Raw genomic sequence first — 19,713 nt, 5'->3', positions numbered from 1 at the left:
ACGACAATCAGGGCAATAAGAAATTCAGTCACGGCGCAATCCCCTCATTACATGCCGATAAACCACGATCCTAGCGGCAGGGCCGTAACGGACAAGTAAAACCGGAAGACTGTTAGATGCGATCGGGGCGACTGGCCGCCTCGACATTCACTCGCGCCGAGCCTGTCGAAGCCGCGCAGGCGCGCCGACACATGTTCGACAGGCAACCGGATCAGAGCTTGGCGAACAGGGCCAGCATCCGGTTCCATGCCCTGTCGGCCTCGGTCGGATCCCATGACGGCGAGTCCGGCACGCACCAGCCGTGATCGGCCTGGTAGACCTCGATCTCGGCAGGGCGGCCCGCGGCGTCTGCGGCCTTGCGCAGCTCGACCTTGACCTGCGGATCGGGCGCGTCGTCGTTGCGGGCGATGGCGAAGAGATAGGATGCCTCGGTCTTCGCAAGCAGGCGGTGCGGGCTGTCCGGTTCTTCGGTCACTAGTCCCCCGCCGTGCAGCGAGGCCGCAGCCCCCACGCGATCGGGCACGGCCGCCGCGGTGCGCACGGTGAACGGGCCCCCCATGCAATAACCGTTGCTGCCGATCCCGCGGCCCTTGTCCACTTCCTGCTGGCCATCGAGGAACGCAACATAGGCCTTGGCATCGCTGGTGATCGCCGCGGGGGTGAGCTGTTCGCGCAAGGGCTCGATCTTGGCCTGCCCTTCGGGCGTGCGCCACTCGGCAAAGCTCTCCAGCAGTGGCGCCGGGCCGCCCCGGTAGTACTGGTTCACCACCAGGACCGCATAGCCTTCGGCCGCCAGGGTGCGGGCCATGATCTTCTTCGCTTCGCGCAGGCCCGCGATGTCGGGCCACATGACGATGCCGGGATGGGCACCTTCGGACGGGTGGACGAAGAAGGCATCGGAAACGCCATCGGGCGTGGCGATCGAAACCATGCGCTCGGCAACCTGGCTGCCGCCACCGGCCTCGACCGACTTCGAACAGCTCGCCAGGGCAATCGTCGCTCCCATGGCCGCAAACTGGCGACGGCTCAGACCGCGCCGGGCCAGATTGGCGTCTTCGCTAGCTAGACTGAATTCATCGCACATCGAACCACGTCTCCCGGATTGTCGAGATTTGCCGAGAGGTTACCAAGCCGCTAGCGAGATTGCGAGCGAATGGTTTCTTCTGGAGTTATGGCCCCATGCCGAACGATCCCGACGACATCCCCTGCTGGCAGCGCATCGATGCGCGCCTGACGACATCCGGCAAGCTGTCGCCCGCCGACCCCGAGCGGCTGCGGGCTCTGGGCGTGCGGCATGTCATCAACCTCGCGCTAACGGATTCGCCCGGTGCGCTGGCGAACGAGGCGGCGCTGCTGGCCGAGGCGGGAATCGCCTACAGCCACATCCCGGTCCCGTTCGACGCCCCAGACGAGGCGCATTTCGCGGCCTTCAGCGAGACCATGGCAGCGGCGGCCGAGGTGCCGGTCCACGTCCACTGCATCCTCAACTGGCGCGTATCGGCCTTCGTCTATCGCTGGAACCGGCAGGTCCGCGGCATGCCCGAAGACGAAGCGCGAGACCTGCTGCAGGTACAGTGGGACCCGGCGCAAAGCGACCACAAGGACGCCCCCGCCTGGGCCCGCTTCATTGACGATCCACGCTGAATATCAGGCCGCGACGATCTGGTTGCGGCCCTGTTCCTTGGCGGAATAGAGGGCGACGTCCGCCGCCTTGAGCGCATCGCGCGTAGTCGGATAGGCGAAAACGTCGGCGACGCCACCGGAGAAGGTGATCGTTCCGATCGGCTCATCGGTGCGCCGGTTCACGAACTTGCGACGGGCGAAGACCTCGCGCACCGTATCCAGCTTTTCCTTGGCTGCCGTCTTGCCCAGACCGCGAAACAGCATGACGAATTCCTCACCGCCGTGGCGCGCGACATGGCAGTTGTCGTCAGTGATCTTGGCAAGCGTGGTCGCGACGGCCTGCAGCACACGGTCGCCGGCATCGTGCCCATGGGTATCATTGATCTTCTTGAAGTAATCGATGTCGCAGAAGGCCACGCTGAGCGCATCGAGTTCCTGCTGCGCCTCGCGATAGTGGCGTTCGAGAAGACCTTCGAAGGCGCGTCGGTTGGGCAAGCCCGTCAGGTGATCGTGCTCGGCATCGCGCCGCGCCTTGGCCAGGCTCACGCGCAGTGAATCCGCCTCGCTCTCGCTGCGGCGCATTTCCTGTTCAAGGTGGCGCGTGCGCTCGATCATCGCCATCGCAACGGCCGTCAGGTTGCGGATTTCCTCGCGCTCGTCAGCGGAATCGACCTTGTCGACCTGCGCTTGCATCTCGGTGTTGTATTGCGCGGCGGTATCGCGTGCACTGCGGCTGGTCTGGGCGAAGCTTTCGAGGGTTCGCTCCAGCTTGTCCGAGATACGATTTATGGCCTCGTCGCCATTCTTGCGCTGCTCGTCGAGCCAGGCCTGATTGATCGGCAGCCCGTTCGCGCTACGTTCGGCGACCCGGTTGGCAAGGCCGATGTCGTTGCCCGAGCAAAGGCCGAGTGCTGCCGAAAGATTGGCCTCGGAAATTTCCAGATCGTTGCCGATCAGGAACTCGCCGATGTCCTCCATCAACTGCTTGCGGACAAGATCACGCGCGGAAATGGCGCCCTCGCCTGCCTGAGACTGTTCGACGGAGTGATCGGCCGACGAAGCTGATTCTGAGCGCCCGCCCGACAGAAACCGCATGATACTCAACGAATTGCCCCCCAACTTGCCATCAACCCCGAATTACCGTGCACCATCTATCTCGAACAGACCGTTCACTTGGGCGCTCTAAGTAACAGCCCCTATATCTAGAAAGAATGAATGAAAAATTGCAATCGATTGCCATCAACCATCTCATGAGACTATTTGGCAAGCCGGTGCCCGCTGCGTCCGCTGATCCGTCTCAGGTGTCGGCGAAATTCAACTCGAGGTTGACCGCGTTGGGGTCACGCAGGTTGATCTGCATGATATTGATATGGGACAGGTCGTTGACGCGATAGGCGCAGCCCAGTTCGTCCAGCCGCGCGCACATCGCTGCGAAGCCTGCACAGCGCAGGGCGACGTGATGCAGCGCGTTGGTCAGCTCGCCCGGCCGATAGGCGTCGTAGCGCCCCGAGACGGTCCCGCGGTCGATGAGGTGCACGATAGGGGCACCGGTCACGTCCCGCATCCAGTACCCGGCAACGCCGCTGGCGATCGCCGGGTTTTCGCTGCGCGTCAACCCCAGGACGGTCTCGTAGAACGACGCCGACTTTTCCAGATCGTCGGTAAGGATGTTGACGTGGTCGATGCCACTGACTGTCATGACGTTGCTCCGCTGGATTTCCAGCCGAGCATGGCCTTGCGGACCGTCCCGGACAAGGGCCGCGTCGCTCAGCTGCGGAAAACCACCGTACGGCTGCCGTTGAGCAGGACCCTGTCCTCCAGGTGCAGGCGCACCGCCTCGGCCAGCACGCGCCGCTCGATGTCACGGCCCTTGCGTACCATGTCCTCAGGCGTGTCGGCGTGAGTCACCGCTTCGACGTCCTGGTGGATGATCGGCCCTTCGTCGAGGTCGGCGGTCACGTAGTGCGCGGTCGCACCGATCATCTTCACCCCGCGCGCATGCGCCTGGTGATAGGGCTTGGCCCCCTTGAAGCCGGGCAGGAACGAATGGTGGATGTTGATGCAGCGGCCCGAAAGGAACGAGGCCATTTCGTCCGAGAGGATCTGCATGTAGCGCGCCAGAACCACGAGCTCGGCGCGGCTTTCCTGCACCAGAGCGCGAACCTGCGCTTCCTGTTCGGCCTTGGTTTCCTTCGTCACCGGCAAGTGGTGGAAAGGAATGTCTCCGATCATCTGGGCATTGATCGCATCGCGCGGATGGTTGCTGACAATGCCTACCACCTGCATCGCGATTTCGCCGATCTGCTGGCGATAGAGCAGGTCGACAAGACAGTGGTCGAACTTGCTGACCATGAGCAGCACACGGCGCGGCCGGTCGCGGCGCACCATCGACCAGGCCATGCCGTATTCGTGCGCAATGGCACCGAAGCCCTCGCGGATCTCCTCGCGATCGGCCGAACCCGGATCGAAGGCGACGCGCATGAAGAACTTGTCTTCATCCAGGTCGTTGAACTGCTGCGCCTCGATGATGTTGCCGCCCATCTGCGCGAGATAGCCGGTAACGCGGGCGACGATGCCCGGACGGTCGTTGCAGGACAGTGCAAGGATCAGGGGCTGGGCCACGCGTGCGAACCTCAGGCTGCCGCGGCGCCGCGATTGGAAAGCGCCGCTTCGCTCTCGGTCAACAGCTCGGCGATGATGTCGGCGACCGGCTCTTCCCTGGTGACCATGCCCACTGACTGCCCGGCCATGACCGAACCGCTCTCGACGTCGCCGTCGATCACGGCGCGGCGCAGGGCGCCAGCCCAGAAGTGCTCGATCTCGAGCTGGGCCGCACCCATGTCGACGACGCCCTCGTCGAGCAGGCGAGCCACTTCGAGCTGCTTGGCCGTGAACTCCTCGGTGCCCTTGTTGCGCAGCGCGCGCACCGGGATCACCGGCAGGCGCGGGTCGACCTGCACGGAGGCGATGGCATCGCGCGCCGAGGCGCGGAAGAACGCCTTCTTGAAATCGGCATGGGCGATGGATTCGCTGGCACAGGCGAAGCGGGTGCCCAACTGCACGCCGGCAGCGCCCATCTCGAGGTAGCCGGCGATCAGCTCGCCGCGACCGATGCCACCGGCGACGAACACGAGGTTGTCGGCAGCAAGATTGGGCAGGATTTCCTGCGCCAGAACCGAAGTGGAGACCGGGCCGATGTGGCCGCCCGCCTCCATGCCCTCGATCACCAGCGCGTCGGCACCCGAACGCAGCAGCTTCTTGCCCAGCGCCAGCGTCGGCGCGAAGCAGATGACCTTGGCGCCGCCCGCCTTGATTGCCTCGACGCTGCCCTTGGGCGGAATGCCACCGGCAAGCACCACATGGCCCACGCCATGCTTCTTGCAGACTTCGATCAGGTCGAAGAGCTGGGGGTGCATGGTAATCAGGTTCACGCCGAAGGGCTTGGAGGTCAGCGCCTTCGTCCCCGCGATCTCGGCATCGAGCAGATCGGGCGTCATCGCGCCACAGGCGATCACGCCGAAACCACCGGCATTGCTGATCGCCGAAACCAGGTTGCGTTCCGACACCCAGGACATCGCGCCGCACAGGATCGCGTGCTCGGTGCCGAGGAATTCACATCCCCGCGCCATCAGCGCAGAGGTCTTGGAGTAGGCGGCCATCGATGCTCCCGTAACCCGCTTTGAACCGGGCATGGGCCATAGGCGGACGTGCCGCGGCGCACAAGCGGCGAGAACACCTCGCCTTCGGCTATTTCGCGTGTTCAGCCGCTGCGGAAGGTTCGATGCGGTCCGTCGCCGAGGCATCGTGCGGGGCCGCCGACTTGATCTTGTCGCATGGCAATGCGAGCCTTGCACGCAATGGACGTCCAGGAACTCTATCGCTCGAAGCTGATGTCCGCGCGGGACGCGGCGCGGCTTCTCGTTGCCGACAGCGACGTCGCCATGGGCATGGCCGTTGCCGAGCCACCGGCACTGCTTGCCGAAATCGCCCGGCGCATCGAGGCACGTGACCTTTCCGCCCTGCGCCTGTGGTACTTCCACTCGATGACCCACGCGGCCGGAAGCGTGCTGCGGCGCGACCTGCTCGACCGGGTACGTCCACACTGCATGTTCCTGTCCAGCGTCGAGCGCAGCCTGATGAAGAACGATCCGGCGCGTTGCGACGATCTGATCGAATTCGTGCCCACCGCCTTCAGCGCCTCGCCGCAGCTCCTGCGTGAGGACGTATCGCTCGACGCCTGCGTCACAATGGTCTCCCCCATGGGCAAACATGGCTATTTCACCTTCGGCACGGCGAACGACTACACCTCGGTTGCGGCACGCGCGGCAAAGAAGCTGATCGTCGAGGTCAATCCGCTGATGCCGCGCGTCTTCGGCGAATCGCCGCTGCACGTCTCGGAGATCGACGCGATCGTCGAGAACCGGTCACCGCTGATCGCCGTAGGCGATCGCACCGCAGCTCCAGAGGACGAGGCTATCGCGCAGATCGTCGCCGGGATGATCGACGACGGGGCCTGCCTGCAAATGGGCATCGGCAATCTGCCCGCCGCCGTCTGCAGCCGCCTGAAGAGTCGCAGGGATCTGGGCATCCATACCGAACTTCTCACGCCCGCGCTCGCCGGGCTGATGCAGTGCGGGGCTGTGAACAATCGCCGCAAGGCCACCTTCCCGGGCCGCAGCATCTTCACTTTCGCGATGGGCGATACCCCGTTCTACGAATGGCTCGACGACAATCAGGCGATCTATTCGCTACCGGTCGACCTCGTGAACGACCCGCGCCACATCGCCAAGAACGACAATGTCGTCTCGGTCAACGCGACGCTCCAGGTCGACCTGTCGGGCGCGTGCAATTCCGAGCACATGATGGGGCACCAGTACTCGGGCTCGGGCGGACAGCTCGATTTCGTGCGCGGCGCCAATGCTTCGAAGGGCGGCATCTCGATCATCGCCTGCCGATCCACCGCCAAGGGTGGAACCGTCAGCCGCATCGTCCCGCGCCTCGAAGGCCCGGTGACGACGCCGCGCAACGACGTCCACTGGATCGTCACCGAATTCGGCGCGGCCAACTTGCGCGGCAAATCGCTGAGAGAGCGGGCCGAGGCGATGATCGCCCTCGCCCATCCGCACTTTCGGGACAAGCTGGCCAAGGCTATCTGAAACCCGACCCTGGCTTGGGCCGAGCCACTCACCGCACGGCCCGATGACCAACGCGATTATGCGATAGCGTTATGCCGCCACGGGGTCCGCGCAAAAGCGCGAAGCCCGGTCTGGCGGGAAATCAGGCTGCAGCGTCGAGCCCGTAGGCGGTGTGCAGCACGCGCACGGCCAGTTCGGTTTCGTCCGAGTCGATCAGCACCGAGACCTTGATCTCGCTGGTCGAGATCGCCTGGATGTTGATGCCGCGATCGGCCAGCGTCTTGAACATCGTCGAGGCAACGCCGGCGTGGCTGCGCATGCCGACGCCAACGACGCTGATCTTGGCGACCTTGTCGTCGGCGATCAGGCGGAAGAAGCCGATCGTGTCCTTGCGCTCTTCAAGCATCGCCTGCGCGCGGGCGAGGTCCGCCTGCGGCACGGTGAAGGTCACGTCGGTCTCGCCCTTGTCCTTGGGGACGTTCTGGATGATCATGTCGACGTTGATGTTCGCTTCGGCAAGCGGCGCGAAGATCGCGGCAACCGAGCCCGGGTGGTCGGGCACGCGGGTCAGGGTGATCTTCGCTTCATTCTTGTCGGCGGCGATGCCGGTGATCAGCTGGCGTTCCATGTCGCTTCCTTCCAATTCCTCATCGCTGACGATCATCGTTCCGGGCAGGTCGTCGGCCGGCGGGGCATTCTCGTCGATGAACGAAGAGAGCACCTGGACGCGTACGTTCTCCTTCATAGCAAGGGAGACCGAACGGGTCTGCAGGACCTTCGAGCCGACCGAAGCCAGTTCGAGCATTTCCTCGTAAGTGACGAGAGGCAGCTTGCGCGCCTTGGCGACGATGCGCGGGTCGGTGGTATAGACGCCGTCGACGTCGGTGTAGATATCGCAACGGTCTGCCTTGACCGCAGCAGCCACGGCAACGGCCGAAGTGTCGGAACCGCCACGGCCCAGCGTGGTCACGCGGCCATCGGGCGAAACGCCCTGGAATCCCGGGAAGACGGCGATCTCGCCGCCCGCCATAGAGGCCAACACGGCCTCGGAATCCATTTCCTCGATGCGCGCCTTGGCGTGGGCGTCGTCCGTCCGGATCGGCAGCTGCCAGCCCAGCCACGACCGGGCCTTGCAGCCCATCGACTGCAGCGTCAGCGCCAGGAGACCGGCAGTAACCTGCTCGCCGCTGGCGACGACGACGTCATATTCGGCCGGATCGTAAAGGGCATTGGCCTCGCGGCAGAAGTTCACGAGGCGGTCGGTCTCACCGGCCATCGCGGAAACCACCACGGCAACCTCGTGCCCGGCTTCCTGCTGGCGTTTGACGATGCCCGCCACGCGACGAATGCGCTCGGTCCCGGCCATAGAAGTGCCGCCGAATTTCATCACGATACGTGCCAAGGTGCCGGTGCTCCCGTCAAATTGCGCGAGTAGATAAGAGTTCGGCGCGCTGTTAGGGATGGTCCATGAACAATGCAACTGCCACGAGCACTGACGTGAACAAGCCTTCCGCAAGTGCGACGATCCGCCCTGAAGAAGCCGCACATTTCGGGGCTTTGGCAGCCGAATGGTGGGACCCGAAAGGCTCCTCCGCGATGCTGCACAAGCTCAATCCGGTGCGACTTTCGTTCATCCGCGAGGCGATCGACCTGCATTTCGGCAGTGATTCGCACGAACTGCGCCCCCTGTCCGGCAAGCGCGTGCTCGATGCCGGGTGCGGCGCGGGGCTGCTGTGCGAACCGCTCGCGCGGCTGGGCGGACAGGTCACCGGCGTCGATGCCGCGGCCGAGAACGTCGCGACCGCCAGCGCCCATGCCGCAGCCATGGGCCTGGCCATCGACTATCGCCACGGCGAACTCGGCGCGCTGGGCCTGAAGGACCATGACCTCGTCTGCTCACTGGAAGTGATCGAACACGTGGCAGACAAGGCGCAGTTCATGGGCGAACTGGCTGGAGCACTGGCAGCGGACGGGTTGATGATCCTCTCGTGCCCCAACCGCACCCCCGCCTCGCGCCTGTTGCTGGTCGAGGCCGCAGAGCGCCTCGGCAAGGTCCCGCGCGGCACGCATGACTGGAACCAGTTCGTCACGCCCGAAGAACTGCGCGAACTGCTCACCGGAGCCGGTCTCGCAATGGGCGAGCCCAAGGGGATTTCATGGTCGCCGGTGAGCGGCCTGCACCTCTCTTCGGACATGTCCCTCAACTACATCGTCACCGCGCGCGCGGCCTGACCCTTCCGGTCGGGAACGCAGCACCGATGACCGCCGACATGATCGACATCGCCATGGCCGTGGCCGGCATCGCCGTGGCTGCGCTGCTGTTCTTTCCTCCCCTGGCGAAAGCCAAGCTGTGGCGCGCCACGGTGACGCCGCTCGCTTCGATCATAGGCAGCGGCTTTCTCATCCTCGGCCCGATCCTGACCGATACCTTCGGCACCTGGGGCATCGTCGCCATGGGGATGCTGTGCCTTGCCGGTTACGCCTTCGGTTCGGCGATCCGCTACAACATCGCCCGTCTGGACCAGCCGGACCGCGACACCGATTTCGCCAATCGCGTGGAAGGGATCGCCAGCTGGGCACTGGCCTTCGCCTACGTCATTTCGGTCGCCTATTACCTCAACCTGTTCGGCGCCTTTGCCGCGCGCATCTTCGGCGCGCCTTCGGACCTGCTGGGACGCGCCATCACCACCGGCGTCTATCTGGTGATCCTGGCTGCGGGGCTGACCAAGGGCTTCTCGCTGCTTGAGCGGATGGAGCAGTTCACGGTATCGATCAAGCTGGTGGTCATCGCCGCGCTGATCGCCGCTCTGGGCGTCCATGCCGGGGTCGAATGGAACGGCCACCATCTCGAAACCAGCGGCATGAAGCTGGGCTTCATCGGCTCCGTCCAGCTGATGTTCGGCCTGATCGTGACCGTGCAGGGCTTCGAAACGTCGCGCTATCTCGGCTCGCACTACTCGCCCGACGAACGGCAGCGGTCCATGCGCCTGTCGCAGTGGATCGCGACCGGCATCTATCTCGCCTATGTCGCGCTGCTGGCGGTCAGCTTCGAAAGCGGTTCGTTCACGCTGGAGGAGACCGCGATCATCGACATGATGCGCGGCGTTTCCGTCGTTCTGGGCCCGCTGCTGATCCTGGCCGCGCTCAGCGCGCAGTTCAGCGCGGCGGTGGCGGACACCAATGGTTCGGGCGGGCTCGTGCGGGAACTGACGCAAGGCAAGGTCGGCGGCAAGACGACTTACCTGATTCTCGTCGGCGTCGGCCTCGCCATGACCTGGCTCGCCAACGTCTTCGAGATCATCGCCTACGCCTCGCGGGCCTTTGCCTTCTACTATGCGGCGCAATCGCTTCTGGCCGCCCTGCGTGCCTGGTATGGCGGCGCGCAGGACGGACGCAATCGGCGGGTTGCGACTTACTCCGCCCTCGCCGTTCTCGGGGCCGCAGCGGCTGTCTTCGGCACGTCAGCCGAAGGCTGAGCCGAGGGGCGCTTCAGCCCAGCGCGCTTTCCCATTCCGGCTGCTTGAAGCCGACGAGGATGCCGCCGGGATGTTCCACCAGGGGGCGCTTGATGCAGCTCGGGTTGGCTTCCATGATCCGCACCGCCTTGGCCGCGTCGAGATCGGCCTTGTCCTCTTCAGGCAGCTTGCGGAAGGTCGTGCCTGCGCGGTTCAGGACGCTTTCCCAACCGGCTGCGGCAACCCACTTCTCCAGCTTGGCCGCATCCGCGCCTTCCTTCTTGTAGTCATGGAAGGTGTAGTCGAGCCCCCGCCCCTCCAACCACTTGCGCGCTTTCTTGACGGTGTCGCAGTTGGGAATGCCGTAGAATTCGAGGCTCAATGTCAGCTCCTTTCAAAGCGGTGGATGCGCGGCGAATCGCACGCGAAGAGAGTGTAGTCCTGATAGTAGTCGGCGCGGCCGCGGCCCTGCACGGTTGCGTGCTCGGCCTGGCGCCCCCACGCCCGGGCGCTGGCTTCGTCCTCCCATTCGGACAGCGCGATGACTTCGCCGTCTTCGCTTGCATAGCTCTTGAACGAGATGAAACCGGGCTGGCTGCGGGCCAGCGCCTCCATCGCGTCGGCATCACGGGAATAGGCTTGCGCATCGATGTCGGCGCGCTTGCGGTTGCGGAAGACGACGAGGAACATCCAAGCCCCCTATCCCACTCGCCAAGTTCGCGAAAGCGGCGATGACGCAGCCCAGGTACAGGCTCAGGCCGACGGACCCCGCGAAACGCTGGACAAACCGCCCTTGTCGGGACAAAGCGCAAGCCATGAGCGTCAACACCTTCGGCCATATCCTGCGTTTCACCACTTGGGGCGAAAGCCACGGTCCCGCGATCGGCGCGGTCGTCGACGGGTGCCCTCCGGGCCTCGAGATCGACGAAGCGCTCATCCAGCCGTTTCTCGATGCGCGCCGTCCCGGCCAGTCGAAGTTCACGACCCAGCGCCAGGAACCCGATCAGGTCCGCATCCTGTCCGGAGTCTTCGAGGCGCCCGACGGCGTGCGCCGCACCACCGGCACGCCGATCAGCCTGATGATCGAGAACGTCGACCAGCGCTCGAAGGATTACTCCGACGTCGCCAAGGCCTATCGGCCCGGCCATGCCGACTATGCCTACGACGCCAAGTACGGCTTTCGTGACTATCGCGGCGGCGGCCGCAGTTCCGCGCGCGAAACCGCCAGCCGCGTCGCGGCCGGCGCGGTAGCGCGCCTCGTCATCGATGACGTCTCGATCCTCGGTTACGTCTCGGAGATCGGTGGCGACACCATCGACATGGCGAACTTCGATCCCGCCGAGATCGGCCGCAATCCCTTCTTCTGCCCCGATGCCAAGGCCGCTGCACGCTGGGAGAAGATCGTCGACGATGCGCGCAAGTCCGGTTCCTCGGTCGGCGCCGTCGTCGAGTGCGTGGCGACGAACGTGCCCGCAGGCTGGGGGGCGCCGCTCTACGGCAAGCTCGATGCCGACCTCGCCGCCGCGATGATGGGCATCAATGCCGTCAAGGGCGTTGAAATCGGCGACGGCTTTGCGGCCGCACGTCTGACCGGCGAACAGAACGCCGATCCGATGCGGCCCGGCGAACATGGGCCCGACTTCCTTGCCAACCACGCCGGCGGCATCGCCGGAGGCATCTCGACCGGCCAGCCGGTGACCGTGCGCGTCGCCTTCAAGCCCACCAGCTCGATCCTCACCCCGCAGCCGACGGTCACGCGCGAAGGCGAAGCGACCGAACTGTTCACCAAGGGCCGCCACGACCCCTGCGTGGGCATTCGCGGCGTACCGGTGGTAGAAGCGATGATGGCGCTGGTGCTGGCGGACCACAAGCTCCTGCATCGCGGCCAGTGCGGTTGAACGCGATCGGCCGGGTGAGGCGCGAAAGTGCTGCGCGGCCTAGATCACCCGGTTCCTGACCAGCGTCTTTTCGATCGTCGTGCGCTCGACCGCAGGCATGCGGATACCCTGGCTGGCTTCGAAGGCGGGCGGAACCCGGCTCATCGTGGATCGCCACTGAAGCTCCAGCCCGCGATCCGATGCGAACTGCTCGAACTGCGCCAGCACATCCCGCGGCTCGGCACAGAAGTCCACGTAGTCGATTTCGTGGAAGCGGTTATCGGGCAGGCTTTCCTGCGCTTCGCGCATGGCAATTTCGGTCATGGCGACCTGTTCGGCGACATACTCCACCGGGGGTAGATCGCCGAGTTCCTCAAGCCCCCGCGGAATGACGGAATAATGCCCGCGCGCGTTTCCGCAGCGCTCCCGGCGCGCCTTGAGCAGCGATTGCGCCACTTCCATCAGGTCGCGCCGAACGACGACGAAGAGCGCGTCGGGGAAGATCGCGGCCAACGCGGAGATCCGCAGGCTGTTGCAGGGAACCTTGGACAGGAATGGCGCATCGAACTGTTCGGTCAGGCTGGCCACCGAGTTCACCAACCAGCGCTCGCGATGGGGATCCACTTCCTCCGGTTCCACCGCCTCGTGCGTTTCGCTGGGGAAGGCGTGCTGCCAGAAAGCGATGCCCTCGCTGGGCCCGGACGGCCCCGGCGTCCTGCCGACATAGCTGCTGAACTCCGGCGGCACTCGCCAGGTATGCGTGCGCAAGAGCCGGGAAACACGTGCATTGCTCCGGGGGAAGCGCTCGGTGATGTTGTTGATGTAGGCGAAGCGCCAGACCGTCGTCATCGCCTGATAGACGACCGTGGTCCCGGACCGGGGCAAGCCGACGATGAAGATCGGGGGCAGCTTGGGCCCGGTCGCACGGACAGGCACGAATGGAGCAAGGGATGCATCCAGCAGCTTGAGAGCCGAACCGGCAACGCCGCGCGCAACGCGCTCCATTCTGGCGTGCATGTTCAGTTCCTCGTTCCCACTCACACCGCGACTCCGAAACCGCTTTTTTAATCTATAGTTACAGGGAACAGGACCGGAGCCGGGGGAGTCAATTACCCGTTCGGGATAGCGGACCGCAGCACCCCGGCCACCCAAGGTAACCCTTCCGGCATGGTCCGGGTCGGCACTTTCTGCGACCTGCGGAACCCGCAGCAACGCTTTATCGATGAAATCGGTCAATCCGGCTTCGAGTAATCGAGCAATCCGATCAAGCCAATCGAATCATCGCGCTACAAATCGTCATGCGTTGCGCCTATCTCCCTCTCGTCCATTCAACACCCAATCTAGAGGGAAACACGACCATGGGTATCATCGGCAGCACCATCAAGCCGTTCAAGAACACCGCTTTCCAGGCGGGCAAGGACTTCTTCGACGTCACCGAAGCCGACATCGCGGGCAAGTGGGCCGTGTTCTTCTTTTATCCGGCCGACTTCACCTTCGTCTGCCCGACCGAACTGGAAGACCTCGCCGACCAGTACGAAGCACTGAAGGGCATGGGCGTCGAAGTGTTCGGCGTTTCGACCGACACGCACTTCAGCCACAAGGCCTGGCACGACACTTCGGAAAAGATCGGCAAGTGCGGCTACGCTTTCCTCGGTGACCAGAACCACGCCCTGACCAACAACTTCGGCGTTCTGCGCGAAGATTCGGGCCTTGCCGACCGCGCCACCTTCGTGGTCGACCCGGACGGCGTGATCCAGATCATGGAAATCACCTGCGAAGGCGTTGGCCGCAACGCTTCGGAACTCGTGCGCAAGATCAAGGCCGCCCAGTACGTGCGCGCCCACCCCGGCCAGGTCTGCCCGGCCAAGTGGGAAGAAGGCAGCGAGACCCTCGCTCCCTCGCTCGACCTCGTCGGCAAGCTCTGATTTCCTCCGGGTCGTACCGGAGAACGGCGGCCTGAGGGCCGCCTGAAGGACGCGGCTCGGGGCGGATCCCTCCCCCCGAAAGCCCCGGGCCGCGGACCTTCGCAACCTCTCCCAACATTCTCACAGGACCCAACACGATGCTTGATGAAAACCTGAAGCAGCAGCTCTCGCAATATCTCGGCATGCTGCGCGAACCGATCGAACTCGTCGCCTCGCTCGGCGATGATGCCAAGTCGGCCGAAACCCGCGACCTGCTGACCCAGATCGCCGCGCTTTCCGACAAGGTTACCGCCCGTTTCGACGGCGACGACGCGCGCAAGCCCAGCTTCATCATCCGTCGTGCCTCGAACACCGAAGTATGGGTCCGTTTCGCCGGCGTGCCGCTCGGTCATGAATTCACGTCGCTGGTCCTCGCGCTGCTGTGGACCGGCGGCCACCCGCCCAAGGTATCGGACGAGGTCCTCGACCAGATCCGCCAGCTGGAAGGCAACTTCGATTTCGAGATGTACTTCTCGCTCTCGTGCCACAACTGCCCGGACGTCGTTCAGGCGCTGACCCTGATGGCCCTTTACAACCCGCGCATCAACGCCACCCTGATCGAGGGCGGCGCATTCAAGGACGAAGTCGAAGGCCGCGGCGTCCTCGCCGTGCCCGCCGTCTTCCTGAACGGCGAGATGTGGGGCTCGGGCAAGATGAGCATCGAGGAAATCCTCGGCAAGCTCGACAAGGGCGCGAACGCCAAGGCTGCAGCCAAGCTCGCCGACAAGAAGCCCTTCGAAGTTCTCGTCATCGGCGGCGGTCCCGCCGGCGCCTCGGCCGCGATCTACACCGCGCGCAAGGGCTTCAGCACCGGCATCGCCGCAGAACGCATGGGCGGCCAGGTGATGGACACCATGGGCATCGAGAACTTCATCTCGGTTCCCTACACCGAGGGCCCGAAGCTTGCCGCCGCGCTGGAACAGCACGTGGGTGAGTACGACATCGACACGATGAACCTGCTGCGCGCCGAAAAGCTGATTCCGGCCACCGAGGCCGGCGGCTACCACGAAGTGCAGTTCTCGAACGGCGCCTCGCTCAGGGCCCGCTCGCTGATCCTCACCACCGGTGCGCGCTGGCGCAACCTGGGCGTGCCCGGCGAGGCGGAATACCGTACCAAGGGCGTAGCCTATTGCCCGCACTGCGACGGCCCCCTGTTCAAGGGCAAGCGCGTGGCGGTCATCGGCGGCGGCAACTCAGGCGTCGAGGCGGCGATCGACCTGGCCAACATCGTCGGCCATATCACCCTGATCGAGTTCGACGCCAGGCTGCGCGCCGACCAGGTCCTGCAGGACAAGCTGCGGTCGATGAAGAACGTCGACATTATCGTCTCCGCCCAGACCACCGAAGTGACCGGCGACGGCGAGAAGGTCAACGGCCTGACCTACAAGAACCGCGAGAGCGGCGAGGAACACCACGTCGAACTCGAAGGTGTCTTCGTCCAGATCGGTCTCGTGCCCAATACCGAATGGCTCAAGGACTCGGGGCTGGAGATGACCCGCTTCGGCGAGATCGTGATCGACGGCAAGGCGGCGACCAACCTGCCCGGCGTCTTCGCCGCAGGCGACGCTACCACGGTACCCTACAAGCAGATCATCATCGCCATGGGCGAAGGATCGAAGGCGGCACTCTCCGCGTTCGACTACCTGATCCGCAACGAGGCGCCCGAAGAGATCGCGCAGGCCGCCCAGGCAGCCTGATCGCACGGCAGCGGTGGCCGGATCGTCCGGCGCACCGCACGGGAAAACCGGACGCGGGCGGGGATCGCAGGATCCCCGCCCGTTTTCGCATTTCGGTCAATGCCGAACGAAAGGCATCAAGCGCAGGGGAAATGAGCATAGGAACCGGCGAAAAAAATCGTGCTGAAATCGCGCATGCGAACGGCAAAATATCGCAAACCCTTGCGGTTGAAAATTTCGCAATCTTCGTATATACTTCGCCACATGACCAACAATATATCGGACTTTCACCGCTTTACGTATAGAGAAGACAAATTCCACGAACTTCGTGACTATTGCGAAGATCATGGCATCTGGATTTGCCAGTCTTTGAGAAGATCTGGACCCATGACTTTCGCGCTCGCAAGAACTGACACAGTCGCGTCGGATCTGCACAGTCGATTTGGGTGAATTTGACTGAGCCCTTTCGGGCTCAGCGCCTTCTTTTCAACACCACGTAGATAGCCCCCTGCCCGCCATGGCGGCGATGCGCGCCGCGAATGGCGACGATGTCGGAGGCATGTTCGCTGGCGGCCAACCAGTCATTGATCTTGGCCCTGATAGCCCCGCGCCGCTCACCGCGATCCATCGCGTCGACCGGCCGGGGTTTTCCCGTCACCACCAGAACCACGCGCGCGCCCATGGCCTTGGCCTGCCCCAGCCCATGCATGAGGCGATGATAGGCGCTGTCCAGCGTCGAGCCATGCAGGTCGAGACTGAAGTCCGGCACAAGCGTACCCTTGGCGATGCGTTTTTCCCATGACCCGTCGAGATGCAACTGCGTCTCGCCCTTCGGCCTGGCCGGTTGGGGTTTTGGCGGCAGCGGCGGCGGCACACGCCCCTTCACCTTCTTCGGCGTCGGTATCGGCGGAGACGAAATGCCGGAACGTTCCGCAGGCGCAGTCGGGACAACCGGGATCGGCTTGCGCTTCTCCAGCGGCGCGACCGTGCGCGCGACACGCGCCCACACTTCCGCCTCGTCGGGCGACAGCTTGCGGCTGGGGCGCCTCATTGCGCGCCGATGCGCTTGAGCGTTCCCTTGGGCAGGAAAATCAGCGCGCTACCCCGGCTGCTCATGCCACCGGCAGTCAGTCGGGCCTGCTCACCCGCACCCCAGAACGTATCGAATCGATTGGCGCCCTTGATTGCCCCGCCAGTGTCCTGTGCGATCCACAACCCACCTGCCTCGCGGCGATCGAGGTCCAGCCAGACCGGCGCCCCGAGCGGCACGAAACGCGGATCAGCCGCAAGCGAACTGAGCGGGCGCACCGGCACATTGAGAGCGCCGAGCGGGCCCTCGCCCTTGAGCTCCCTGAAGAAGACCCACGAACGGTTCTCCCGCATCAGGGCCGCACCCTCGGCCGGGTAATCGCGGATGTACCGGATGATCCCCTGCATCGAGCCGGGATACTGACCCGGCCCGGAACCGATCAGGCCGCGTTCGCGCATAAGCCCGCCGATGCCGGTGTAAGGCTGGCCGTTCTGCCCGGCATAGCCGATCCGGACAACCGAACCGTCGGGCGCACGCAAGCGCCCCGAACCCTGCACCTGCAGGAAGAACACTTCGACCGGGTCGGCCGCCCAGGCGATCTCCAGCCCGCGCCCCATAAGCGCGCCCTGCTCGATCTCCGCCCGGTCGTAATAAGGCACGAAGCGGCCGTCGCGATCGTAACGGCCCAGCGGCATGCGACCGCTCTCCAGCGGCTGCGCATCGCCCGGCCGCGCCCGTACGAGGTCGGGCGGCAGGCCGTAGATCGGTACGTCATAGCCCGGGCGGCGAATGCGCGAGCCTGCAATCTCCGGTTCGTAGTATCCGGTCGCGAAAGCAGATCCGTCGCCGACGCGCGCGGCTTCGAAGAACGTGGTGAAAAACTGCGGCGCGGTCGCAGGCGCCCAACTGGCCGCAGCGACACAGGCCTGGCGCCAGTCCTCCGGCCGGGTGAGCCCGCTGCCATCGGCTCGCGCCGTTACCCGCGGGCAGCTTTCGCGGAACGAGGCCAGCGCGGAAACCGCGTCGGACTGCCCGAGTCGCAAAGCGGCGATGGCCGGCCCTTGCCGCACGCCGAGGGCGAGGGCCGATTCGGCGGTCGGTGGCGCAACCGGCGGCGTCACCGGTCCGCTCACGCTGCCGCCCGGGATCAGTCGCACGCACGAGGCCAGCAGAACGGCGAGCGAGAGAGCGGCGATCTTGCGCGCGGGAGCGCCGATGCTGCCCGATGCGCGCTTGTCCTCCGGTGCTTTACCTGCGGTATGAAATGCCTGCCGCAAGACCATGCTCCCCAGACGGAACGGGGCCGGTAAACCGGCCCCGCGCAGTTCAGTTTCGAATGCGTGACATTCGAGCTGCCGTGATCCTGAACCTCAGGCCGCGTCGGTCTCGTCGAGCAGCCAGTCGGGATCGGGCGAATTGACAGCGCGCGCGAACGTCCACATGTCGACGGCCTCGATCGCATCGTCGAGCGAACCGGCCACGACGTGCCCTTCCGCATCGCGGGTCACCGCAGCGATATCCGAACGGAAGCGCAGGGTGATACGGGCGAAGCCATTGTCCACACCGGCCGCCGTAACGGCGCATTCCTCGATGCGAATCAGGCGGTTATCCAGCGTTTCGCCAGCGTCGATGCGGGCATCGATCGCGGCCGAGAAGCTCTCGTACACGTCGTCGTCGCACAGGGCGCGAAGCTCTGCCTTGTCGCCCTTCCAGAACGCCTCGAGGATCATCCGGTAAGCGCTGCGCGCACCTTCGAGGAAGGCGAGCGCATCGAACCGGCGATCGACTTGCGCGATTTCGGCAAGACCGCGCTCCACCGACGGCGGTGCCAATGGCATTTCACGCAGGCGCTGCGCCTGGCGAGCCGGGTTGCGATCATCAGTCTTGGCGTCGGGCTTGGGAGCCGGAACGCGCGCTGCACCCGGCTGCCCCTGGCGGCCTTCGAAGCGTCCCTGAATGGGCTCTTCCTCATGCTCGGCACGACGCCCAAGCACGGAATAGAGCCGCAAGCCCAGGAAGGCTGCGATCATGGCCAGGATCACGATTTCCGGTGTCACGTTCCTTATTCCATCCCTTCTTCGCTGTCAGGGTAACCTGTGAAACTGCGGTTGCGCCATGTTCCGGCAAACAACCCTTCAGGCATTCAACTCGAAAGACGAGCCCCCGTTCCAGCGATTCAACATAACCTGAGATAGGTAGCCTTTACAAATGAACAACGCGTGAGTGGGCCGGTCGGGGCATTTTTTCGCCCGTCCGTTGCCCGATTGCCCGATGGCACCCCCTAACTTGATGAAAATCCCCTGCGCGAATCCACGTTGGAAGGCAAATTCACACGCTTCGGGTGTTCCACAGGGGGGCAAAATGCTTTAGGCGCGCGGCCAGAGTTTATTTCAGACCTACTTGCGGGAAGACAGCAAAATGGCCGACGACGGCAACATCATCTCCGATCTCAACCTCGGCAATGGCGAGGACACCGGTCCGTCCGCGGGCATCATCACCCAGTACGTCAAGGACCTCTCGGTCGAGAACCCGAGTTCGCCGCAGAGCTTCCAGTGGCAGGACCAGCCGCAGGTCGACATCCAGTTCAACATCGGCGCGCGGCCGATCGACGGCGAAGTCCATGAAGTCGAACTGAAGATCACCTGCACCTCGAAGGCCGAGGCCGGCACCGCCTATGTCGTCGACCTGTCCTATTGCGCGCTCGTGGGCATGCGCAATCTCGATGACGGCCAGGCGCACGCCTTCCTGTTCGCCGAAGCGCCACGCATCCTGTTCCCCTTCGCGCGCCGAATCGTTTCCGACGCCGTTCGCGATGCCGGCTTCGCGCCGCTGATGCTCGAGCCGATCGACTTCAACGGGCTCTACGTCCAGCAGCTCCAGGCCCAGCAGCAGGCTGCCGAAACCCAGCCCGCAGGCCACGCCTGACCTCTGCCGAAACGCGGCTAACGCACCG

20 protein-coding genes are annotated in these 19,713 nt (G+C 64.6%); 8 read left to right on the top strand and 12 right to left on the bottom strand.

Annotated elements, in window-relative coordinates; translation table 11 throughout:
* Window positions 1-211 precede the first annotated feature (211 nt).
* Window positions 212-1,084 (bottom strand): dienelactone hydrolase family protein, encoded by an 873-nt coding sequence (locus tag B5483_RS09460; RefSeq protein WP_079730145.1) that lies wholly within the window; start codon window positions 1,082-1,084, stop codon window positions 212-214.
* Window positions 1,085-1,179: 95 nt separating this feature from the next.
* Between B5483_RS09460 and B5483_RS09455 the strand changes: the two genes are divergently transcribed.
* A complete protein-coding gene (locus B5483_RS09455; RefSeq protein ID WP_079730144.1) occupies window positions 1,180-1,644 on the top strand; it encodes a protein tyrosine phosphatase family protein in 465 nt (154 codons plus the stop codon).
* Window positions 1,645-1,647: 3 nt separating this feature from the next.
* On the opposite strand, the gene B5483_RS09450 is transcribed toward B5483_RS09455, so the two are convergent.
* The 4 genes from B5483_RS09450 to B5483_RS09435 form a co-directional block, all read right to left on the bottom strand.
* On the bottom strand, window positions 1,648-2,718 hold the full coding sequence (locus B5483_RS09450) for a GGDEF domain-containing protein (RefSeq protein WP_079730143.1): 1,071 nt from the start codon (window positions 2,716-2,718) through the stop codon (window positions 1,648-1,650).
* Window positions 2,719-2,920: 202 nt separating this feature from the next.
* Window positions 2,921-3,322 carry a VOC family protein gene (locus tag B5483_RS09445; protein WP_079730142.1) on the bottom strand — a complete coding sequence of 134 codons (402 nt, stop codon included), beginning with the start codon at window positions 3,320-3,322 and terminating at the stop codon, window positions 2,921-2,923.
* 68 nt (window positions 3,323-3,390) lie between these two features.
* Window positions 3,391-4,245, bottom strand: coding sequence for a formyltetrahydrofolate deformylase (purU, locus tag B5483_RS09440; RefSeq protein WP_054946851.1), 855 nt, complete (start codon window positions 4,243-4,245; stop codon window positions 3,391-3,393).
* Between the two features lie 11 nt (window positions 4,246-4,256).
* A complete protein-coding gene (locus tag B5483_RS09435; protein WP_079730141.1) occupies window positions 4,257-5,282 on the bottom strand; it encodes an NAD(P)H-dependent flavin oxidoreductase in 1,026 nt (341 codons plus the stop codon).
* Between the two features lie 198 nt (window positions 5,283-5,480).
* Here B5483_RS09435 and B5483_RS09430 point away from each other — a divergent pair, with 198 nt between their 5' ends.
* Window positions 5,481-6,779, top strand: a complete 1,299-nt coding sequence (locus B5483_RS09430; protein ID WP_079730140.1) for an acetyl-CoA hydrolase/transferase family protein — start codon at window positions 5,481-5,483, stop codon at window positions 6,777-6,779.
* Between the two features lie 121 nt (window positions 6,780-6,900).
* Here the strand turns inward: B5483_RS09430 and B5483_RS09425 are convergent, their stop codons facing one another.
* The gene (locus tag B5483_RS09425; RefSeq protein ID WP_054946848.1) at window positions 6,901-8,160 is read right to left on the bottom strand and encodes an aspartate kinase; all 1,260 of its coding nucleotides are present in this window, start codon (window positions 8,158-8,160) and stop codon (window positions 6,901-6,903) included.
* A gap of 65 nt (window positions 8,161-8,225) precedes the next feature.
* On the opposite strand from B5483_RS09425, the gene ubiG reads away from it, so the two are divergent.
* Window positions 8,226-8,990, top strand: a complete 765-nt coding sequence (gene ubiG, locus B5483_RS09420) for a bifunctional 2-polyprenyl-6-hydroxyphenol methylase/3-demethylubiquinol 3-O-methyltransferase UbiG (RefSeq protein ID WP_079730139.1) — start codon at window positions 8,226-8,228, stop codon at window positions 8,988-8,990.
* 26 nt (window positions 8,991-9,016) lie between these two features.
* Window positions 9,017-10,234: an APC family permease gene (locus tag B5483_RS09415; protein WP_079730138.1), complete on the top strand. Its 1,218-nt coding sequence runs from the start codon at window positions 9,017-9,019 to the stop codon at window positions 10,232-10,234.
* A 13-nt stretch (window positions 10,235-10,247) separates the two neighbouring features.
* On the opposite strand, the gene B5483_RS09410 is transcribed toward B5483_RS09415, so the two are convergent.
* Both B5483_RS09410 and B5483_RS09405 read right to left on the bottom strand, forming a co-directional pair.
* The gene (locus B5483_RS09410) at window positions 10,248-10,595 is read right to left on the bottom strand and encodes an arsenate reductase (protein ID WP_054946845.1); all 348 of its coding nucleotides are present in this window, start codon (window positions 10,593-10,595) and stop codon (window positions 10,248-10,250) included.
* 2 nt (window positions 10,596-10,597) lie between these two features.
* Complete coding sequence (locus B5483_RS09405; protein WP_079730137.1) at window positions 10,598-10,903, bottom strand: antibiotic biosynthesis monooxygenase family protein; 306 nt, start codon at window positions 10,901-10,903, stop codon at window positions 10,598-10,600.
* 125 nt (window positions 10,904-11,028) lie between these two features.
* Between B5483_RS09405 and aroC the strand changes: the two genes are divergently transcribed.
* Window positions 11,029-12,111 (top strand): chorismate synthase, encoded by a 1,083-nt coding sequence (aroC, locus tag B5483_RS09400; protein ID WP_054946843.1) that lies wholly within the window; start codon window positions 11,029-11,031, stop codon window positions 12,109-12,111.
* Window positions 12,112-12,150: 39 nt separating this feature from the next.
* On the opposite strand, the gene B5483_RS09395 is transcribed toward aroC, so the two are convergent.
* Window positions 12,151-13,107 carry a sulfotransferase family protein gene (locus B5483_RS09395; protein WP_054946875.1) on the bottom strand — a complete coding sequence of 319 codons (957 nt, stop codon included), beginning with the start codon at window positions 13,105-13,107 and terminating at the stop codon, window positions 12,151-12,153.
* Window positions 13,108-13,448: 341 nt separating this feature from the next.
* Between B5483_RS09395 and ahpC the strand changes: the two genes are divergently transcribed.
* Window positions 13,449-14,015: an alkyl hydroperoxide reductase subunit C gene (gene ahpC, locus B5483_RS09390; RefSeq protein ID WP_054946842.1), complete on the top strand. Its 567-nt coding sequence runs from the start codon at window positions 13,449-13,451 to the stop codon at window positions 14,013-14,015.
* Between the two features lie 137 nt (window positions 14,016-14,152).
* Complete coding sequence (gene ahpF, locus B5483_RS09385) at window positions 14,153-15,751, top strand: alkyl hydroperoxide reductase subunit F (protein ID WP_079730136.1); 1,599 nt, start codon at window positions 14,153-14,155, stop codon at window positions 15,749-15,751.
* Window positions 15,752-16,202: 451 nt separating this feature from the next.
* Here ahpF and B5483_RS09380 read toward each other — a convergent pair whose 3' ends face one another.
* The 3 genes from B5483_RS09380 to B5483_RS09370 all read right to left on the bottom strand — a co-directional run bounded on the left by B5483_RS09380 (window position 16,203) and on the right by B5483_RS09370 (window position 18,817).
* Entirely contained in the window at window positions 16,203-16,781 is a 579-nt protein-coding gene (locus B5483_RS09380) for a Smr/MutS family protein (RefSeq protein WP_079730135.1), read from the bottom strand.
* On the bottom strand, window positions 16,778-18,043 hold the full coding sequence (gene mltA / locus B5483_RS09375; RefSeq protein ID WP_054946839.1) for a murein transglycosylase A: 1,266 nt from the start codon (window positions 18,041-18,043) through the stop codon (window positions 16,778-16,780). The genes B5483_RS09380 and mltA overlap by 4 nt, the downstream gene beginning before the upstream one ends.
* A gap of 87 nt (window positions 18,044-18,130) precedes the next feature.
* The gene (locus B5483_RS09370; protein WP_054945549.1) at window positions 18,131-18,817 is read right to left on the bottom strand and encodes a Tim44/TimA family putative adaptor protein; all 687 of its coding nucleotides are present in this window, start codon (window positions 18,815-18,817) and stop codon (window positions 18,131-18,133) included.
* A 361-nt stretch (window positions 18,818-19,178) separates the two neighbouring features.
* Between B5483_RS09370 and secB the strand changes: the two genes are divergently transcribed.
* The gene (secB, locus tag B5483_RS09365) at window positions 19,179-19,685 is read left to right on the top strand and encodes a protein-export chaperone SecB (protein ID WP_054945548.1); all 507 of its coding nucleotides are present in this window, start codon (window positions 19,179-19,181) and stop codon (window positions 19,683-19,685) included.
* The last annotated feature ends 28 nt before the right edge of the window (window positions 19,686-19,713 follow it).

The sequence above is a fragment of the Novosphingobium mathurense genome (genome assembly GCF_900168325.1).
In the GTDB taxonomy this organism is placed as follows: Bacteria; Pseudomonadota; Alphaproteobacteria; order Sphingomonadales; family Sphingomonadaceae; genus Novosphingobium; species Novosphingobium mathurense.
The sequence above is the reverse complement of the archived record's forward strand: the minus strand, read 5'-3'. Positions and strand labels throughout refer to the sequence as shown.

Coding starts and splice junctions, on each gene's coding strand:
- B5483_RS09460 (WP_079730145.1), bottom strand. CDS start 1,084: ATGTGCGATGAATTCAGTCTAGCTAGCGAAGACGCCAATCTGGCCCGG.
- B5483_RS09455 (WP_079730144.1), top strand. CDS start 1,180: ATGCCGAACGATCCCGACGACATCCCCTGCTGGCAGCGCATCGATGCG.
- B5483_RS09450 (WP_079730143.1), bottom strand. CDS start 2,718: ATGCGGTTTCTGTCGGGCGGGCGCTCAGAATCAGCTTCGTCGGCCGAT.
- B5483_RS09445 (WP_079730142.1), bottom strand. CDS start 3,322: ATGACAGTCAGTGGCATCGACCACGTCAACATCCTTACCGACGATCTG.
- B5483_RS09435 (WP_079730141.1), bottom strand. CDS start 5,282: ATGGCCGCCTACTCCAAGACCTCTGCGCTGATGGCGCGGGGATGTGAA.
- B5483_RS09430 (WP_079730140.1), top strand. CDS start 5,481: ATGGACGTCCAGGAACTCTATCGCTCGAAGCTGATGTCCGCGCGGGAC.
- ubiG (WP_079730139.1), top strand. CDS start 8,226: ATGAACAATGCAACTGCCACGAGCACTGACGTGAACAAGCCTTCCGCA.
- B5483_RS09415 (WP_079730138.1), top strand. CDS start 9,017: ATGACCGCCGACATGATCGACATCGCCATGGCCGTGGCCGGCATCGCC.
- B5483_RS09405 (WP_079730137.1), bottom strand. CDS start 10,903: ATGTTCCTCGTCGTCTTCCGCAACCGCAAGCGCGCCGACATCGATGCG.
- aroC (WP_054946843.1), top strand. CDS start 11,029: ATGAGCGTCAACACCTTCGGCCATATCCTGCGTTTCACCACTTGGGGC.
- B5483_RS09395 (WP_054946875.1), bottom strand. CDS start 13,107: ATGCACGCCAGAATGGAGCGCGTTGCGCGCGGCGTTGCCGGTTCGGCT.
- ahpC (WP_054946842.1), top strand. CDS start 13,449: ATGGGTATCATCGGCAGCACCATCAAGCCGTTCAAGAACACCGCTTTC.
- ahpF (WP_079730136.1), top strand. CDS start 14,153: ATGCTTGATGAAAACCTGAAGCAGCAGCTCTCGCAATATCTCGGCATG.
- B5483_RS09380 (WP_079730135.1), bottom strand. CDS start 16,781: ATGAGGCGCCCCAGCCGCAAGCTGTCGCCCGACGAGGCGGAAGTGTGG.
- mltA (WP_054946839.1), bottom strand. CDS start 18,043: ATGGTCTTGCGGCAGGCATTTCATACCGCAGGTAAAGCACCGGAGGAC.
- secB (WP_054945548.1), top strand. CDS start 19,179: ATGGCCGACGACGGCAACATCATCTCCGATCTCAACCTCGGCAATGGC.